Origin of the sequence: Burkholderia cepacia (assembly GCF_001039005.1) — a bacterium.
Lineage (GTDB): Bacteria > Pseudomonadota > Gammaproteobacteria > Burkholderiales > Burkholderiaceae > Burkholderia > Burkholderia theae.
Window position 1 is genome coordinate 175484 of the sequence record NZ_LDWR01000017.1, and the last position, 15099, is coordinate 190582.

Below are 15099 nucleotides of genomic sequence, written 5' to 3' on the forward strand. Positions count from 1 at the left end.
TTGCGGCACGCATCACCGCAGCATGAACGACATCGCCGACAGGCTGTTCAGCGTGCGCACCACGTGCTCGACCGAAGGCCCGTCGAAACGCAGCGTCACCGCGTCGACACGCTCGAGCGACGGCAGCACGCAGAACAGGTCGGCCAGCGCGGCCGTCTGCACGCGCAGCGTGCACGCAGCCGGCGCGGGCCGATGCGCGCCCGAGCGGCGACCGGACGACAGCGCCTGCACAACCGTTTCGCGCGCGGCGGTTGCGATGCGGGCACACGACGCGGCGGGCGTGAGCGTATCGCCGCTCGATGCGCCGCCGGCCGTCTTGACCGTCTCGAAACGCGCCTCCGGAAACAGCGGCTGCGTTTCCTCCGCGAACACGTCGTCGCCCGTCGCCAGCGCGACGTGCGCGCCATATTCACGCGCCAGCGCGCCGTACAGCCCGGCTTCGCCGAGCTCGACGCCGTTCAGCCACACCTGCGTGAACGCAAAGCTGTTGATCGTATGCGCGAGCACGCCGCGCGTCTGCGACTTCGCGTGATAGCCGATCATGAACACGAGGTCGGGCTGCTGTTCGAGGCCCGCCATCATCCCGAGCGTGCGCGGCTTGCCGAGCACGACGCGCGTGCGCGCATCGAGCCCGTCGGGCAGCAGGTTGCGATAGCCGCCATGCGAATCGTTGATCCAGACGGCCTGCGCGCCGCCCGCGAACGCGCCTTCGATCGCCGCGTTCGCTTCCGCGGTCATCCAGCGGCGCGCGCGCTCGTATTCCGGATTGCCGGCGCGCGTCTGCTCGGTGGCGAACACGCCGGCGACGCCTTCGATGTCGGTCGAAATCAGGATCTTCATGAATAGTTGGGACGGTGTGCGTTGAGCAGATGGTCGAGATCGGGCACCGCGTCGCGCAGCGATTGCCGCACGTGGCCGTCGCGGCCGGTCACGGTAACGGCCTGCAGCAGCGCGTCGACGATGGCGCGCTCAACACTGTCGGCCGCTGCCGCGAACAGCGGATCGAGCATTGAATCGGCTAGCAGCGCCGGAAGCGAAACGTAACGGGCGTCGTGCACGATCGTGCCGGCGGTCGAGAACGCCAGCGCGATGTCACCGCTGCCGTGCCCGTAGACGGACCCGGTGCGCGCCAGCCCCGCTGCCGCGCGTCGCGCGAGCCGCGACAATTGCCGCGCGTCGAGCGGTGCGTCGGTCGCGAGCACCATGATGATCGAGCCCTGCTCGGGCGGCGGCGCCGCAACCGCGGCAGCGGCACGTGCAGCGCGCGCGGCGGCGATGCGCCCGACCGGCACGCCGTCGAGCGTCAGCATCGGCAGCCGGCCGAAATTCGCGAGCACGAGCGCGCCGACCGTATACATGTGGCCGGCCGCCACGGCAACCCGCGACGCCGAACCGATCCCGCCCTTCAGGTCGAAACACGACATCCCGCGCCCGGCGCCCACCGCACCGCGTGCGACGTCGCGCGACGCCGCACGGCATGCGTCGTCATAATGCGCGGCCGTCACCGCGAATGCCTGGATGTCGTTCAGGTAACCGTCGTTGCACTCGAACACGAGCGGATTGACGGTCGGCCAGTCACGGCCGATCTGCGAATTCGCGGCGACGGCCGCGCGTATCTGCGCCTGGGCAACCGCACCAACCGCGAACGTGTTGGTCAGTGCGATCGGCGTCTCGAGCGTGCCGAGCTCGTCGACCTGCACGAGCCCGACGCTCTTGCCGAAACCGTTGATCACGGCCGCGCCGGCCGGCACCTTGCTGCGGTACACGTCGCCCGGATGCGGCTTCACGACCGTGACGCCGGTCTGGACCGGACCGTCGGCGAGCGTGCAATGGCCGACCGTCACACCCGGCACGTCGGCGATCGTGTCATGCGCGCCGGTCGGCAGCACGCCGCCGCGCAACGCGCCGTCGAATCTGCTGCCTGTCGCCATCAACGGCGCTCCAGCTTCGGATCGAGCGCGTCGCGCAGCCCGTCGCCGAGCAGGTTGAACGCGAGCACGGTCAGGAAGATCGCGACGCTCGGGAAGATCGCGATATGCGGCGCCGTCACCATGTCGGCGCGCGCCTCGTTGAGCATCGCGCCCCACTCCGGCGTCGGCGGCTGCGCGCCGAGCCCGAGGAACGACAGGCTCGCGGCCGTGATGATCGACGTGCCGATCCGCATCGTGAAGTAGACGACGACCGACGACACGGTGCCCGGCAGGATGTGCCGCATGATGATCGTCCAGTCCGACGCGCCGATGCTGCGCGCGGCCTCGACATAGGTCATGTGCTTGAGCATCAGCGTGTTGCCGCGCACGAGCCGCGCGAACGCCGGGATGCTGAAGATCGCAACCGCGCAGATCACGTTGACCATCCCGTTGCCGAGGATCGCCACCACGCCGATCGCGAGCAGGATGCCCGGGAACGCGAACAGCACGTCGGCGACGCGCATCGTGATGCGGTCCCACCAGCCTTCGTAGTAGCCGGCGAGCAGTCCGAAGAACGTGCCGATCAGCGCGCCGAGCGCGACCGAGAAAAAGCCGGCCGCGAGCGAGATGCGCGTGCCGGCGATGATCCGGCTGAAGATGTCGCGGCCGAGCGAATCGACGCCGAACCAGTGCACGGCCGACGGCCCCGCGTTCAGCGCGTCGTAGTCGAAATAGTTCTCCGGATCGAACGGCGCGATGTGCGGGCCGACGAAGGCCAGCACGACGAGCGCCAGCACGAAGCCGCCCGCGACGAGCGCGACAGTCTGCTTGCGGAACTTGCGCCAGAATTCGCGCCACGGCGTGCGGATCTCGGTCGCGGCGGCCGGCGCCGCGGTCTGGACAGTCGCGTTCATGCGCGCCTCACTTGAACCGGATGGTCGGGTTGATGACCGCGTACAGCACGTCGACGGTCAGGTTGATCAGGATGAATTCGAGCGAGAACAGCAACACGATCGCCTGGATCACGGGGTAGTCGCGCATCGTCACCGCATCGACCAGCAGGCGCCCGAGGCCCGGCCAGTTGAACACGACCTCGACGACGATCGAGCCGCCGAGCAGGAACCCGAACTGCAGCCCCATCATCGTGACGACCGGAATCATCGCGTTGCGCAGGCAGTGCTTGAGCACGACCATCGGCTCGTGCACGCCCTTCGCACGCGCGGTGCGCACGAAATCCTCGTTCAGCACCTCGACGAACGACGCACGCGTGAAGCGCGCCATCACGGCCGCGACCGCGGCGCCGAGCGTCAGCGACGGCAGCACGTAGCTCCGCCACGAGCCGTCCGGCACGACCGGCAGCCAGCCGAGCTTCACCGAGAAGATCTCCATCAGCAGCATGCCGAGCGCGAACGCGGGAAACGAGATGCCCGACACCGCGATCGTCATCCCGAGGCGGTCGGGCCAGCGATTGCGCCACACCGCCGACGCGATCCCGATCGCCATGCCGAACAGCGTCGCCCACACCATGCTGACGAGCGTCAGCAGCAGCGTCGGCATGAAGCGCTCGCCGATCTCGGTCGAGACCGGCCGCTTGCTGCGCGTCGACATGCCGAAATCGCCGTGCGCGATCTTCACGAAGAAGTTCGCGAACTGGGTCGGCATCGGTTTGTCGAGGCCGAGATCCGCGCGCACGAGCGCGACCGTTGCATCGTCGGCCTCGGGCCCGGCCGCGAGCCGCGCCGGGTCGCCCGGCAGCAGGTGCACGAACAGGAACACCAGCACCGCGACGATCGCGAGCGTGGGCAGCAGGCCGAACAGGCGTTTGACGAGAAAATTCAGCATGGGGCACCGATCGAATCAGCGCGCCGGCAGCTTGCGCCGCCGGCGCCGCGTGGCGGGCAAACCGCCGTCATTTCAGCGAGATCTCGTCGAAGTTGAACGAGCCGTCCGGCATCACGTACGCGCCTTGCAGCCGCTTGCTGCGCGCATACACGATCTTCTCCTGCACGAGAAAGATCCACGGCGCATCGGCCCAGATCTGCTTCTGCGCGTCGCCGTAGAGCTCGGTCTTCTTCGTGCGGTCGACCGTCTCGAGCGCCTTCGCGAGATCGCCGTCGACCGCGTCGCTCTTGTAGTACGCGGTATTGACGAGCTTCGGCGGCGCCGACGCGCCGGCGAGCAGCGGCGTGATCGCCCAGTTCGCCTCGCCGGTCGACGACGACCAGCCGATGTAGTACATCCGCACCGGCGCCTTCGCCGGATCCGGCGCGCTCTCGACCTTCGCGACACGCTCGCCGGCTTCCAGCGCCTGCACCTGCACCTTCACGCCGACTTGCGCGAGCTGCTGCTGCACGAACTGGATCGCCTTCTGCGACGTCGAGTTGTTATACGCGGACCACAGCGTCGTCTCGAAGCCGTTCGGATAACCGGCCTCCTTCAGCAGCGCACGCGCCTTCGCCGGGTCGTACGGCCAGGGGCCCAGCTTCGTCGCATAGTCGACGCCCTGCGGCACCACGCCGGTGGACGGCGTCGCGAACCCGGAGAACGCAACCTTCGCGAGCGCTTCCTTGTTCACCGCGTAATTCAGCGCCTGGCGCACCTTCGGGTTGTCGAACGGCTTTTGCAGCGTATTCAGCGACACGAAGCGCTGCACGATCGACGGCCGCTCGACGACATCCACCTTCGGGTTGCCCTTCAGGTCGGCCGCCTGCTCGAACGGGATCCGGAACGCGAAATCGGCTTCGCCCGTCTTCATCAGCGCCGCGCGCGTGTTGTTGTCGACTACCGGCTTCCAGTCGATCGCGTCGATCTTCGGATAACCCTTCTTCCAGTAGCCGGCGAACTTCTTCACCTTCAGGTCGTCGGTCTGCTTCCACTCGACGAACTCGAACGGCCCGGTGCCGACCGGATGCAGCGCGATGTCGCGCCCCCACTTCTTCATCGCGGCCGGCGAGATCATCACGGCCGACGGGTGCGCGAGCGTGTTGATGAGCGCCGAGAACGGCTCACGCAGCGTGACCTTCACCGTATACGGATCGACGACCTCGGTCTTCTCGATCACGCGGAACATGTTGTAGCGCTTCAGGTGGTTCGCGGGATCGGTCACGCGGTCGAAGTTCGCCTTCACGGCCGCCGCATTGAAATCGGTGCCATCATGGAATTTCACGCCCTGGCGTAGCTTGATCGTGTAGGTCTTCGCGTCGGCGCTCGCGTCGTAGCTCGTCGCCAGCACGTTGACGAGCTTCATGTCCTTGTCGAAGCCGAACAGCCCCTGGTAGAACGACTTGACGACGGCCTGCGACACCGTGTCGTTCGCATCGTACGGGTCCATCGTCGTGAACGTCGAATCCACCGCCATCACCGCGGTCTGCTGCGCGAACGCGGGTACCGCGGCCGACAGCGCGAACGCGCCTGCACCCGCAGCGAGCAGCGCGCGCGGTCGGAACATCGGGAACGAATACGACTTGCTCATCTTGTTGGGCTCCTGTGGGTGATTCGGTAACGCGTGGTGGAAATCGCGGCGTGACTGCCCCCGCTCGGGATAAAGCCGCCGTTGTCTCGCTCGTGCGCAGCTGCGGTCCATATGCAGCCTCCCGCACGTTCAGTACGCGCCGCCGACGCGATGCGTCGCGACGTAATGATCGGGGCCGACCGCGACCAGCGGCGCAATCACCGGCTCGTCGCCGGCCGCGCGGATCGGGCTCGGAATCTCGTCCGCCGCGAGCTGGCGCGGCGCATGCCGACGCGCGGGGTCGGCCACGGGCACCGCGCTCATCAGCTTCTTCGTGTACGGATGCTGCGGCGCTTCGAACACCGCGCGGCGCGGGCCGATCTCGACGATCTGACCGAGATACATCACCGCGACGCGATGGCTGATGCGCTCGACGACGGCCATGTCGTGCGAGATGAACAGGTAAGCGACGCCGAGCTCGCGCTGCAGGTCGAGCATCAGGTTGACGATCTGCGCCTGCACCGACACGTCGAGTGCCGACACCGACTCGTCGGCGATCACGACCTTCGGGTTCAGTGCGAGCGCGCGCGCGATCGCGATCCGCTGGCGCTGGCCGCCCGAGAATTCGTGCGGATAACGGCGCGCGGCCTCGGGCGGCAGGCCGACCTTGTCGAGCAACCAGTCGACGCGCGCCTGCGCTTCGCGGCCGCTCGCGACGCCGTGCACGAGCAGCGGCTCCATGATCGAGAAGCCGACGGTCAGGCGCGGGTTCAGCGACGCGAACGGATCCTGAAAGATGAACTGGATGTTCCGGCGCAGCGCCTGCAGGTCGTGACCCTTCAGCGCGCTGATGTCGCGGCCGTCGAATTCGATCGAGCCGCTCTGCGATTCGACGAGGCGCAGCAGCGAGCGGCCGGTGGTCGACTTGCCGCAGCCCGACTCGCCGACGAGCGCGAGCGTCTCGCCCGCGCGCAGCTCGAAGCTCACGCGCTCGACGGCGTGCACGTATTGCGACACGCGGCCGAACACGCCGCTCTTCACCGGAAAACGCGTCACGAGATCGCGCACGCGCAGGATCGGCGGCGCCGCGTGATCGACGGGCGGCTGCACGTCGGCATGCGCAACGTCGTTCGCCGCAGGCGCAGGCGCCGCGGCGCCTGCGCCGTCCACCTTGAGCAGCGGGAATTTCTCGGGCGCGTCGGTGCCCTGCATCGAGCCGAGCCGCGGCACGGCCGCGAGCAGCGCGCGCGTGTAGCGATGCGCGGGGGCCGCGAACAGGCGGTCGGACTCGCCCTCCTCGACCTTCTCGCCGCGATACATCACGAGCACGCGGTCGGCCACTTCGGCCACCACGCCCATGTCGTGCGTGATGAAGATCACGCCCATGTTCATCTCGTCCTGCAGCCCGCGCACCAGTTGCAGGATCTGCGCCTGGATCGTCACGTCGAGCGCGGTCGTCGGTTCGTCGGCGATCAGCAGCGCGGGCCGGCACGACAGCGCCATCGCGATCATCACGCGCTGCCGCATCCCGCCCGACAACTGGTGCGGATAACGCGCGAACACGCGGCGCGCTTCCGGGATCCGCACGAGGTCGAGCAGCCGCAGCGTTTCCGCGCGCGCTTCGGCCGCGCTTTTCGACTGGTGCAGCGCGATCGCCTCGCTGATCTGGTCGCCGACGGTGAACACCGGGTTCAGCGACGTCATCGGCTCCTGGAAGATCATCGCGATGTCCGAGCCGCGAATGCCGCGCATCGTCGAAGCGCTCGCCTGCGCCAGATCGACCAGCGCGCCGCCGCGGCGCCGGAACGCGATGCTGCCGCCCGTGATCGCGCCGCCGCCATGCTCGACGAGCCGCATCAGCGCGAGCGACGTGACCGACTTGCCGGAGCCCGATTCGCCGACGATCGCGAGCGTCTCGCCGCGATCGACGTGAAACGACACGTTGCGCACCGCGTCGAACGTCGCGCCTTCGCGGCGGAACGTGACCGACAGGTCGTCGACGGCCACCACGCGCTGCTCGGGCAGCGTCAGGCCGGACGGGTTACGGCTCGAAGTCATGCGTGTCTCCTCGTACGATCCGGAATCAGGCCGCGTCGTCGCGGTAAATGCCGACGACCGGCGCTTCGCCGACGCGCGCGTAGCCGCGGTACATCCCTTCGGTGTTGAACGGCATCGCGACGTTGCCGTGCGCATCGACCGCGATGAGCCCGCCGCGGCCCGCCAGGCGCGGCAGCTTGTTCATCACGACGTCGTGCGCGGCGTCGGCGAGCGACGCGCCGCGATACGCGATCTGTGCGGCAACATCATGCGCGGTCGCGAGCCGGATGAACATCTCGCCGGTGCCCGTCGACGACACCGCGCAGGTTGCATCGTCCGCATAGCAGCCCGCGCCGATGATCGGCGAATCGCCGACACGCCCCGGCTGCTTGTTCGTGATGCCGCCGGTCGACGTCGCCGCCGCGATGTGGCCATGCAGGTCGCACGCGACCGCGCCGACCGTGCCGTGCTTGCGGTCCGGATCGAGCGGTTCGGCCGGCTGCGGCTGCGAACCGCCGAACGCGAGCGTCGCCGCATCGTGGTCGAGCATCGGGCCGGCCGCCGCACGCGCCTTGATCCATTGCGCATGACGCGCTTCGGTGTCGAAGTAGCCGGGTTCCGCGAGTTCGAGCCCCTGCGCGGCCGCGAACGCATCGGCGCCCGCGCCGGCGAACATCACGTGTTCGCTCGCTTCCATCACGCGCCGTGCGGCGAGCACAGGATTGCGCACGCGCGTCGCGCAGCAGATCGCGCCGGCGCCGAGCGTCGCGCCGTCCATGACCGCCGCGTCGAGTTCGTGCGTGCCGTCGGCCGTATAGACGGCGCCGTGCCCGGCGTTGAACAGCGGGCAATCCTCGAGCATCCGCACCGCGACGGTGACGGCGTCGAGTGCGCTGCCGCCGTCGGCCAGCACCCGCTGCGCGGCCTGCAGGATCGCGGTCAGTTCGGCACGGTACCGGTGTTCGGTGTCGGTATCCATCGCATTGCGCAGGATCGTGCCTGCGCCACCGTGAATCGCGACGATCGCGGATGAAGTCATGATTTTTTCGGACGAGAGGAAGAAGGGTTGGCGGCCGGCAGCGCCGCTTGCGGCTGCATCAGCCACGGCAGCAGGAATTCGGTCATCTCGGCAGCGGACTTCGCGGACCGGTGCGTGCGCAGCGCGACCGCATCGATCAGCGCCTCGATCATCGTGAGCACGGCCGCTTCCGACGTGGCCGCGAAGCGCCGTTCGGCCTTGACGTACAGGTTCAGCGACGCGATCGGCGCGAGCGGCGATTGCGGGCCGTCGGAAATGCCGAGCACCTGCGCGCCGCGCGCCGCCGCGCGGCGGGCCAGCTCGATCGTGTCCTTCACGTAGCGCGGAAATGCGAGCGCGATCACGAGATCGCGCGAGTCGGCCGTATACAGGCGTCGCGCCGCGTGCGACGGGCCACCGAGCAGCGCGAGCGACTGCACGCTGTCGTGACACACGGACAACCCGTGCTCCATCAGCCCGGCAAGAAACGCGCTCGACCCCGCGCCGAGGATCAGCACGCGCCGTGCGCCGACGATCGCCTCGACCGCGGCCTCGACATCGGCCGCGTCCAGTTGCACGCGCGTGTTCTCGATATTCGCGACGGCCTGGTCGAACACCGCGTCGATCCATGCGGCACCGCGCACGCCGGGCTCCTGCTCCTGCGCCGAGCGCAGCCGTTCGACCGGCCCGAGCGTCGCCTCGAACCCGCGCACGAGCGCCGCGCGCATCGCCGGATAACCGTCGAAGCCCAGCGCCTTCGCGAAACGGTTCGCGGTCGCGATCGATGCATTCACGGCCTGCGCGAGTTCGTCGATGCGCATCGTCGCCGCACGAAACGGATTCGCAAGCACGAACTCGCCCATGCGCCGATGGATCGGCGTCATCAACGGCATCGCCGACGCGATCCGCTCGGCGATCGCGGGTTCGTCGTGACTGGCGTCGTGTGAAACGAGAGGCGTCATGCGAAGGGTCGTTGCAAGGTGGATGAAAATGAATTTACACAATAAGCGACCAAGAAAAAAATAAATTTTCACCGGGGTTGTCGCGCCTCATGCCGCGCCTGCAGATCGCCCGGTCGTCGCACAGCCCCGCTGCATGGGCATCCCGCGCGCGACCGGCGTGCATCTCCGCGCGCCGCCGCCGCCCTGGTATCGGGAAAACCCCGATCATGTTCGTTCGAATGCAAATTCACGTTGACCGGATTCGAATTCGAACATAGGATGCTCGAAAATGATCAGTCATCAGATAACATCCACGTCCGACGACCACGAAATGTTCGCTCGAACAGCGTAATTTCGATATAAACCGGCAAAACCGGTGTCCATTAAGATCGGACATCATATGAATAAGCCGAAAAAGCCGGCCTGACCGGACGGCTTGCATGGATCAGGCGGGCGCGCATGCCCGCCCTGCCCAACAGGAGACAGCAGTGAAGACAGTCAAGGCGTTGCGCTGGTGGATCATCGTGCTCGTATGTCTCGGTACGATCCTCAACTACCTCGCACGGAACTCCCTCGCGGTGCTCGCCCCCGAGCTGAAGCACGTGTTCGCGATCTCGACGCAGCAGTATTCGTACATCGTCGGTGCATTCCAGATTGGCTACACGATCATGCAGCCCGTGTGCGGGTTCGTCGTCGACCTGATCGGGCTACGGCTCGGGTTCGCGCTGTTCGCGATGCTGTGGTCGGTGGTCGGCGTCGCGCACGGCTTCGCGTCGGGCTGGCTGTCGCTCGGCATCCTGCGCGGTTTTCTCGGGCTGTTCGAGGCCGCCGCGATTCCGTCGGGCATGAAGGCCGTCGCCGAATGGTTTCCCGATCGCGAGAAATCCGTCGCGGTCGGCTACTTCAACGCGGGCACGTCGCTCGGCGCCGCGATCGCGCCGCCGCTCGTCGTGTTCCTGTCGATGCGGTTCGGCTGGCAGGCCGCGTTCATGGCCACCGGCGCACTCGGGTTCGTGTGGGCCGCGCTGTGGTACACGCAATATCGGTCGCCCGCCGATCATCCGCGCATCACGCCGCAGGAGCGCGCGCTGATCCGCGACGGCCAGGCGACGATGCCGCCCGTGTCGAAGCGCCGCATTCGCGACGTCGTCACCGCGCGGCGCTTCTGGGCCATCGCGCTGCCGCGCTTCTTCGCCGAACCTGCGTGGCAAACCTTCAGCTTCTGGATTCCGCTGTACCTCGCGACCGAGCGCCACATGCCGCTCACGCAGATCGCGATCTTCGCGTGGATGCCGTTTCTCGCGGCCGACGCCGGCGGCATCGCGGGTGGTTACCTGTCGCCGTATCTCGCCAAACGGTTCAGCCTGCCGCTCATCTGGTCGCGGGTCGCCGGCGTCGCGCTCGGCGCGGTGCTGATGCTCGGTCCCGCGCTGATCGGGCTCGTATCGTCGCCGTACACGGCCATCGCGCTGTTCTGCGTCGGCGGCTTCGCGCATCAGATGATCTCCGCGCTCGTCAACACGCTGTCGGCCGACGTGTTCGATCCCGAGGAAGTCGGCACCGCGAGCGGCTTCGCCGGGATGGCCGCGTGGATCGGCGGGCTCGGTTTCTCGCTGCTGGTCGGCGCGCTCGCCGACAAGATCGGCTATGCGCCGCTGTTCGCGTGCCTCGGCCTGTTCGACATCATCGGCGTCACGCTGCTCGCGGTGCTGATCCGCGGGCAGTCGAAGCAGGAACGCCTGCTCGCACGGCACGCCTGACATTCGCTCTTACCAGGAATCGCATTCATGACCTCGCTTCTTCATCCGCCCGTGTTCCGCATCGCCGGCCGGCACGCGAACCGCGTGCTGCTCGCGTCCGATGCGGGCGCGACCCTCGAGATCTTCGTGCTCGAGGACGACATCGTGCGTGTTCGCGTGCTGCCCGATGCGACGGCACGCAACCCGCGTACGTGGACGATCGCACCCGGCCTCGACGACGTGCCGCTCGACGGGCGCGACCGCCTCGACCTGGATGGCTTCGCGCTGCCCGCCTACGAACTCGCCGAAGACGACGACGGCCTGCGCATCGAAACCGCGCGGATCCGGCTCGCGGTGTGCTGGCAAGGCGGCCATTGCACGTGGTCGATGCGCGGCGCGGACGGCACGTGGCGCGTCGCGCTCGCCGACCGTGCGACGCAGGCGGTCAACTTCGGCTGGTGGGACGATCGCGCGTATCACTACGTCGCTCGCGAGCGCGGCGACAAGGTGTTCGGCCTCGGCGAACGCGCGGGCGACCTGGACCGCACGGGCGCGCGCTTCGAGATGCGCAACATCGACGCGATGGGCTACAGCGCGAAGCACACGGATCCGCTGTACAAGCACATCCCGTTCTACATCACGTGGTCGCCCGACGCGTGCCAGGGGTTCGGGCTGTTCTACGACACGCTGTCCGACTGCGCGTTCGACATGGGTCGCGAGCTCGACAACTATCACGGCCCGTACCGTTATTTCGTCGCCGAGCACGGCGATCTCGACTACTACTTCATTGCGTCGCCCGACACGCCGCTCGCAGCCGCGCGGCGCTTCACGTGGCTCACCGGGCGCCCCGCGCGCACGCCGAAATGGGGGCTCGGCTACTCGGGCTCGACGATGAGCTACACCGATGCGCCGGACGCGCAGCAGCAAATGAACGAGTTCGTCGAGCAGTGCGACGCGCACGACATCCTGTGCGATTCGTTCCACCTGTCGTCGGGTTATACGTCGATCGGCGCGAAGCGCTACGTGTTCAACTGGAACCGCGACAAGTTTCCCGACGCGAAGGGTTTCGTGAAGCACTACCGCGACCACGGCATCCGCCTGTGCGCGAACATCAAGCCGTGCCTGCTGCGCGACCATCCCGCGTTCGACGATGCCGCCAGGCGCGGGCTGCTGATCCGCTCGGCGTCCGGCGAGCCTGCGTGGGTGCAGTTCTGGGATGAAGTCGGTGCGTATCTCGACTTCACGCAGCCGGACGCGTACCGCTGGTGGCGCGAGCAGGTCACGTCGGCCCTGCTCGAATACGGGATCGAGTCGACCTGGAACGACAACAACGAATACGAGATCTGGTCGCCCGACGCGATCGCGCACGGCTTCGGCCAGCCGTTCCCCGCGCGTGAGGCGAAGGTGCTGCAGACGATGCTGATGATGCGAGCGTCGCGCGAAGCGCAGCGCGCGCATGCGCCGGCGCAGCGGCCGTTCCTCGTCTCGCGCTCCGGCGGCGCCGGCATGCAGCGCTACGTGCAGACGTGGTCCGGCGACAACTATACGTCGTGGGAAACGCTGCGCTACAACCTGAAGATGGGCCTCGGGCTCGCGCTGTCGGGCGTATCGAACATCGGCCACGACATCGGCGGCTTCTCCGGGCCCGCGCCGTCGCCCGAGCTCCTGCTGCGCTGGGTGCAGTTCGGCATCTTCATGCCGCGCTTCAGCATCCATTCGTGGAACGACGACGGCACCGTCAACGAGCCGTGGATGTATCCGGAAGTCACCGCGCAGGTCGCGTCGCTGATCAAGCAGCGCTACCGGCTGCTGCCTTACCTCTATCACCTGCTGTGGCTGTCGACGACGCGCTACGAGCCCGTGCTGCGGCCGACCTTCGCCGATTTCCCCGGCGATGCGCGCTGCTACGACGAGTGCGACGACATGATGCTCGGCGACGCGCTGCTGGTCGCGCCGGTCGTCGATCCCGGCCGCACGGAACGCACGGTCTACCTGCCGGCGGGCGCGCGCTGGATGTGCTGCGCGAGCGCGCAGTCGTTCGACGGCGGTACGAGCGTGACGCTGCCCGCGCCGCTCGACACGCCGGTGATGCTGCTGCGCGAAGGCCGCGTGCTGCCGCTGAACGTCGCGGAACAGCATTTCGGCGCACGCGCCGACACGCGCGGCTTCATCGTCGCGCCGCGCATCGAGGACGGCGTCGCATACGGCGAATGCGTCGAGGACGACGGCGAGACCGAAGCGTGGCGCGACGGCGAATACGGACTGTGGCGAATCGAAACCGGCCGCGAGGCGTCGGGCACGCTCGGCGTGTCGGTCCGCTGGGACGGCCGCCCCGGCCGCCCGGCCGACCGCGTCGAGATTCTGCTGCCCGCGTCGCTGCAAGGTCCGGTCGCCGTACGCGGCGCACGCGTCGAGCAGGAAGCACCCGACGGCGCATGGCGCCGCATCGTCGTCGCGCTCGACGACTGATACGCAAGCACTGTACCGATCAGGCGGGCCGTTCGCGCGGCCCGCCGCCCGCCACAGAGGAGGTCGCCAAGCCTCCCGCCCCGTTGAACTGATGAAGAGATCTGGAGATCCACAATGAAAGTACCCGTCAACCGCTTTGCAATCCTTATTTTATCGGCCGCATCGCTCGGCTCGACCGCCGCCCGCGCACAGAGCAGCGTCACGCTGTACGGCGTCGTCGACGATTCGCTCGCTTACGTGAACAACCAGCAGGGCCACTCGAACATCTACATGCGCGACGGCAACCTGTATGCATCGAAGTTCGGGCTGCGCGGCGACGATGATCTCGGCGGCGGCACGCATGCGATCTTCGACCTGCAGTCCGGCTTCAACCTGAATACCGGCGCGCAGGCCGCCGCCGGCACGATGTTCAATCGCCAGGCATTCGTCGGCCTGCGCAACGATCACTACGGCACGGTGACGGCCGGCCGCCAGTACACGCCCTACTTCCTGTTCGTCGGCCCGTACGCGTCGAGCAGCTGGCTGACCGGCGCGACCGGCGCACATCCGGGCGACATCGACGGCCTCGACACGACGATCCGCGTGAACAACTCGGTCACCTATACGTCGCCGATCTTCGGCGGGCTGAGCGCGAGCGCGATGTACGCATTCGGCGGCATTGCCGGCGCGACCGGCAAGGGCAACACGTTCAGCGCCGCGCTGCGTTACGCGAACGGGCCGATCGGGATCGCGGCCGGCTACCTGCGCATCAACAGCTCGGGCTCGTCCGCGGGCTTCCTGAACCCGGCCACCGCACCGTCGGGCAGCTTCGCGGTGTCCGTGCTGAACCAGGGCTACCTGACCGCGAAGGCCGTCGAGCAGGTCGCGGCAGCCGGCAACTACACGCTCGGCGACCTGACGATGGGCATCAATTATTCGAACGTGAAGTACCTGCCCGGCAACGGCTCCGCGTTCACGGACACGGCCGTGTTCAACACCTACGGCGCACTCGCCGCGTACCGCTTCACGCCGGCGCTCTCGGTGGCCGGCGCGTTCGCGTACACGCTCGCGTCGAAAGCGAACGGCGTCCCGAACGCGGCCCGCTACCAGCAGTATTCGCTGAAGGAGTCGTACAGCCTGTCGAAGCGCACGACGCTCTACGCACTGCAGGCGTACACGCATTCGAGCGGGCAGACGCTTGGCGCGCAAGGCGCCGGCCACGTCATCGACGCCGCGCCGATCGTCGGCGATTCGCAGCAGCTCACGCCGTCGACGACGCACGGCCAGTTCGTCGGCATGGCCGGGATCGCCGTCACGTTCTGAGCGCCCCCAGACCTGTCGCTTCGCGCCAGGCCCCCCGAGGGGGTCAAGAAAACTTGGGGCGGCCCAGCGTTTTCTTGAGAACCCGCACGGCAGTGCCTTCCGCGCGCTGCCCCGCCCCGGACGATACGCACTTCACGCGCGCCGTCCGGGCGCCCGCTGTGCCACAGCCGCAGCGCTTTCGTCGTTCCGTCCGCCCGCCGCGCAAATCTCGCGGGTTTTCTCGATCGCCCCG

Annotated in this window: 11 protein-coding genes; 3 read left to right on the forward strand and 8 right to left on the reverse strand. The window is 67.9% G+C overall.

What is annotated here, in order from left to right; translation table 11 throughout:
• Positions 1 to 12: 12 nt before the first annotated feature.
• The 8 genes from VL15_RS10825 to VL15_RS10860 form a co-directional block, all read right to left on the reverse strand.
• Entirely contained in the window at positions 13 to 840 is an 828-nt protein-coding gene (locus VL15_RS10825) for a M55 family metallopeptidase (RefSeq protein ID WP_048245477.1), read from the reverse strand.
• On the reverse strand, positions 837 to 1931 hold the full coding sequence (locus VL15_RS10830) for a P1 family peptidase (RefSeq protein WP_048245478.1): 1095 nt from the start codon (positions 1929 to 1931) through the stop codon (positions 837 to 839). Before VL15_RS10830 ends, VL15_RS10825 begins: the two co-directional genes overlap by 4 nt.
• Positions 1931 to 2824 carry a glutathione ABC transporter permease GsiD gene (gene gsiD, locus VL15_RS10835; protein WP_048245479.1) on the reverse strand — a complete coding sequence of 298 codons (894 nt, stop codon included), beginning with the start codon at positions 2822 to 2824 and terminating at the stop codon, positions 1931 to 1933. The genes VL15_RS10830 and gsiD overlap by 1 nt, the downstream gene beginning before the upstream one ends.
• Positions 2825 to 2831: 7 nt before the next feature.
• Positions 2832 to 3752 (reverse strand): glutathione ABC transporter permease GsiC, encoded by a 921-nt coding sequence (gene gsiC / locus VL15_RS10840; RefSeq protein ID WP_048245480.1) that lies wholly within the window; start codon positions 3750 to 3752, stop codon positions 2832 to 2834.
• A gap of 67 nt (positions 3753 to 3819) precedes the next feature.
• Positions 3820 to 5382, reverse strand: a complete 1563-nt coding sequence (gsiB, locus tag VL15_RS10845) for a glutathione ABC transporter substrate-binding protein GsiB (protein WP_048245481.1) — start codon at positions 5380 to 5382, stop codon at positions 3820 to 3822.
• A 129-nt stretch (positions 5383 to 5511) separates the two neighbouring features.
• Complete coding sequence (locus VL15_RS10850) at positions 5512 to 7419, reverse strand: dipeptide ABC transporter ATP-binding protein (protein ID WP_048245482.1); 1908 nt, start codon at positions 7417 to 7419, stop codon at positions 5512 to 5514.
• A 25-nt stretch (positions 7420 to 7444) separates the two neighbouring features.
• Entirely contained in the window at positions 7445 to 8437 is a 993-nt protein-coding gene (locus tag VL15_RS10855) for an isoaspartyl peptidase/L-asparaginase family protein (protein ID WP_048245483.1), read from the reverse strand.
• Positions 8434 to 9378: a MurR/RpiR family transcriptional regulator gene (locus tag VL15_RS10860; RefSeq protein WP_048245484.1), complete on the reverse strand. Its 945-nt coding sequence runs from the start codon at positions 9376 to 9378 to the stop codon at positions 8434 to 8436. The genes VL15_RS10855 and VL15_RS10860 overlap by 4 nt, the downstream gene beginning before the upstream one ends.
• 467 nt (positions 9379 to 9845) lie before the next feature.
• Here VL15_RS10860 and VL15_RS10865 point away from each other — a divergent pair, with 467 nt between their 5' ends.
• The 3 genes from VL15_RS10865 (at position 9846) to VL15_RS10875 (ending at position 14867) form a co-directional block, all read left to right on the forward strand.
• Positions 9846 to 11117 carry an MFS transporter gene (locus tag VL15_RS10865; RefSeq protein WP_048245485.1) on the forward strand — a complete coding sequence of 424 codons (1272 nt, stop codon included), beginning with the start codon at positions 9846 to 9848 and terminating at the stop codon, positions 11115 to 11117.
• Between the two features lie 27 nt (positions 11118 to 11144).
• Positions 11145 to 13565 carry a glycoside hydrolase family 31 protein gene (locus VL15_RS10870; RefSeq protein WP_048245486.1) on the forward strand — a complete coding sequence of 807 codons (2421 nt, stop codon included), beginning with the start codon at positions 11145 to 11147 and terminating at the stop codon, positions 13563 to 13565.
• Positions 13566 to 13679: 114 nt separating this feature from the next.
• Positions 13680 to 14867, forward strand: a complete 1188-nt coding sequence (locus VL15_RS10875; protein WP_048245487.1) for a porin — start codon at positions 13680 to 13682, stop codon at positions 14865 to 14867.
• Positions 14868 to 15099: the final 232 nt, after the last annotated feature.

Coding starts and splice junctions, on each gene's coding strand:
- VL15_RS10850 (WP_048245482.1), bottom strand. CDS start 7,419: ATGACTTCGAGCCGTAACCCGTCCGGCCTGACGCTGCCCGAGCAGCGC.
- gsiB (WP_048245481.1), bottom strand. CDS start 5,382: ATGAGCAAGTCGTATTCGTTCCCGATGTTCCGACCGCGCGCGCTGCTC.
- VL15_RS10870 (WP_048245486.1), top strand. CDS start 11,145: ATGACCTCGCTTCTTCATCCGCCCGTGTTCCGCATCGCCGGCCGGCAC.
- VL15_RS10830 (WP_048245478.1), bottom strand. CDS start 1,931: ATGGCGACAGGCAGCAGATTCGACGGCGCGTTGCGCGGCGGCGTGCTG.
- VL15_RS10875 (WP_048245487.1), top strand. CDS start 13,680: ATGAAAGTACCCGTCAACCGCTTTGCAATCCTTATTTTATCGGCCGCA.
- gsiC (WP_048245480.1), bottom strand. CDS start 3,752: ATGCTGAATTTTCTCGTCAAACGCCTGTTCGGCCTGCTGCCCACGCTC.
- VL15_RS10825 (WP_048245477.1), bottom strand. CDS start 840: ATGAAGATCCTGATTTCGACCGACATCGAAGGCGTCGCCGGCGTGTTC.
- VL15_RS10860 (WP_048245484.1), bottom strand. CDS start 9,378: ATGACGCCTCTCGTTTCACACGACGCCAGTCACGACGAACCCGCGATC.
- VL15_RS10855 (WP_048245483.1), bottom strand. CDS start 8,437: ATGACTTCATCCGCGATCGTCGCGATTCACGGTGGCGCAGGCACGATC.
- gsiD (WP_048245479.1), bottom strand. CDS start 2,824: ATGAACGCGACTGTCCAGACCGCGGCGCCGGCCGCCGCGACCGAGATC.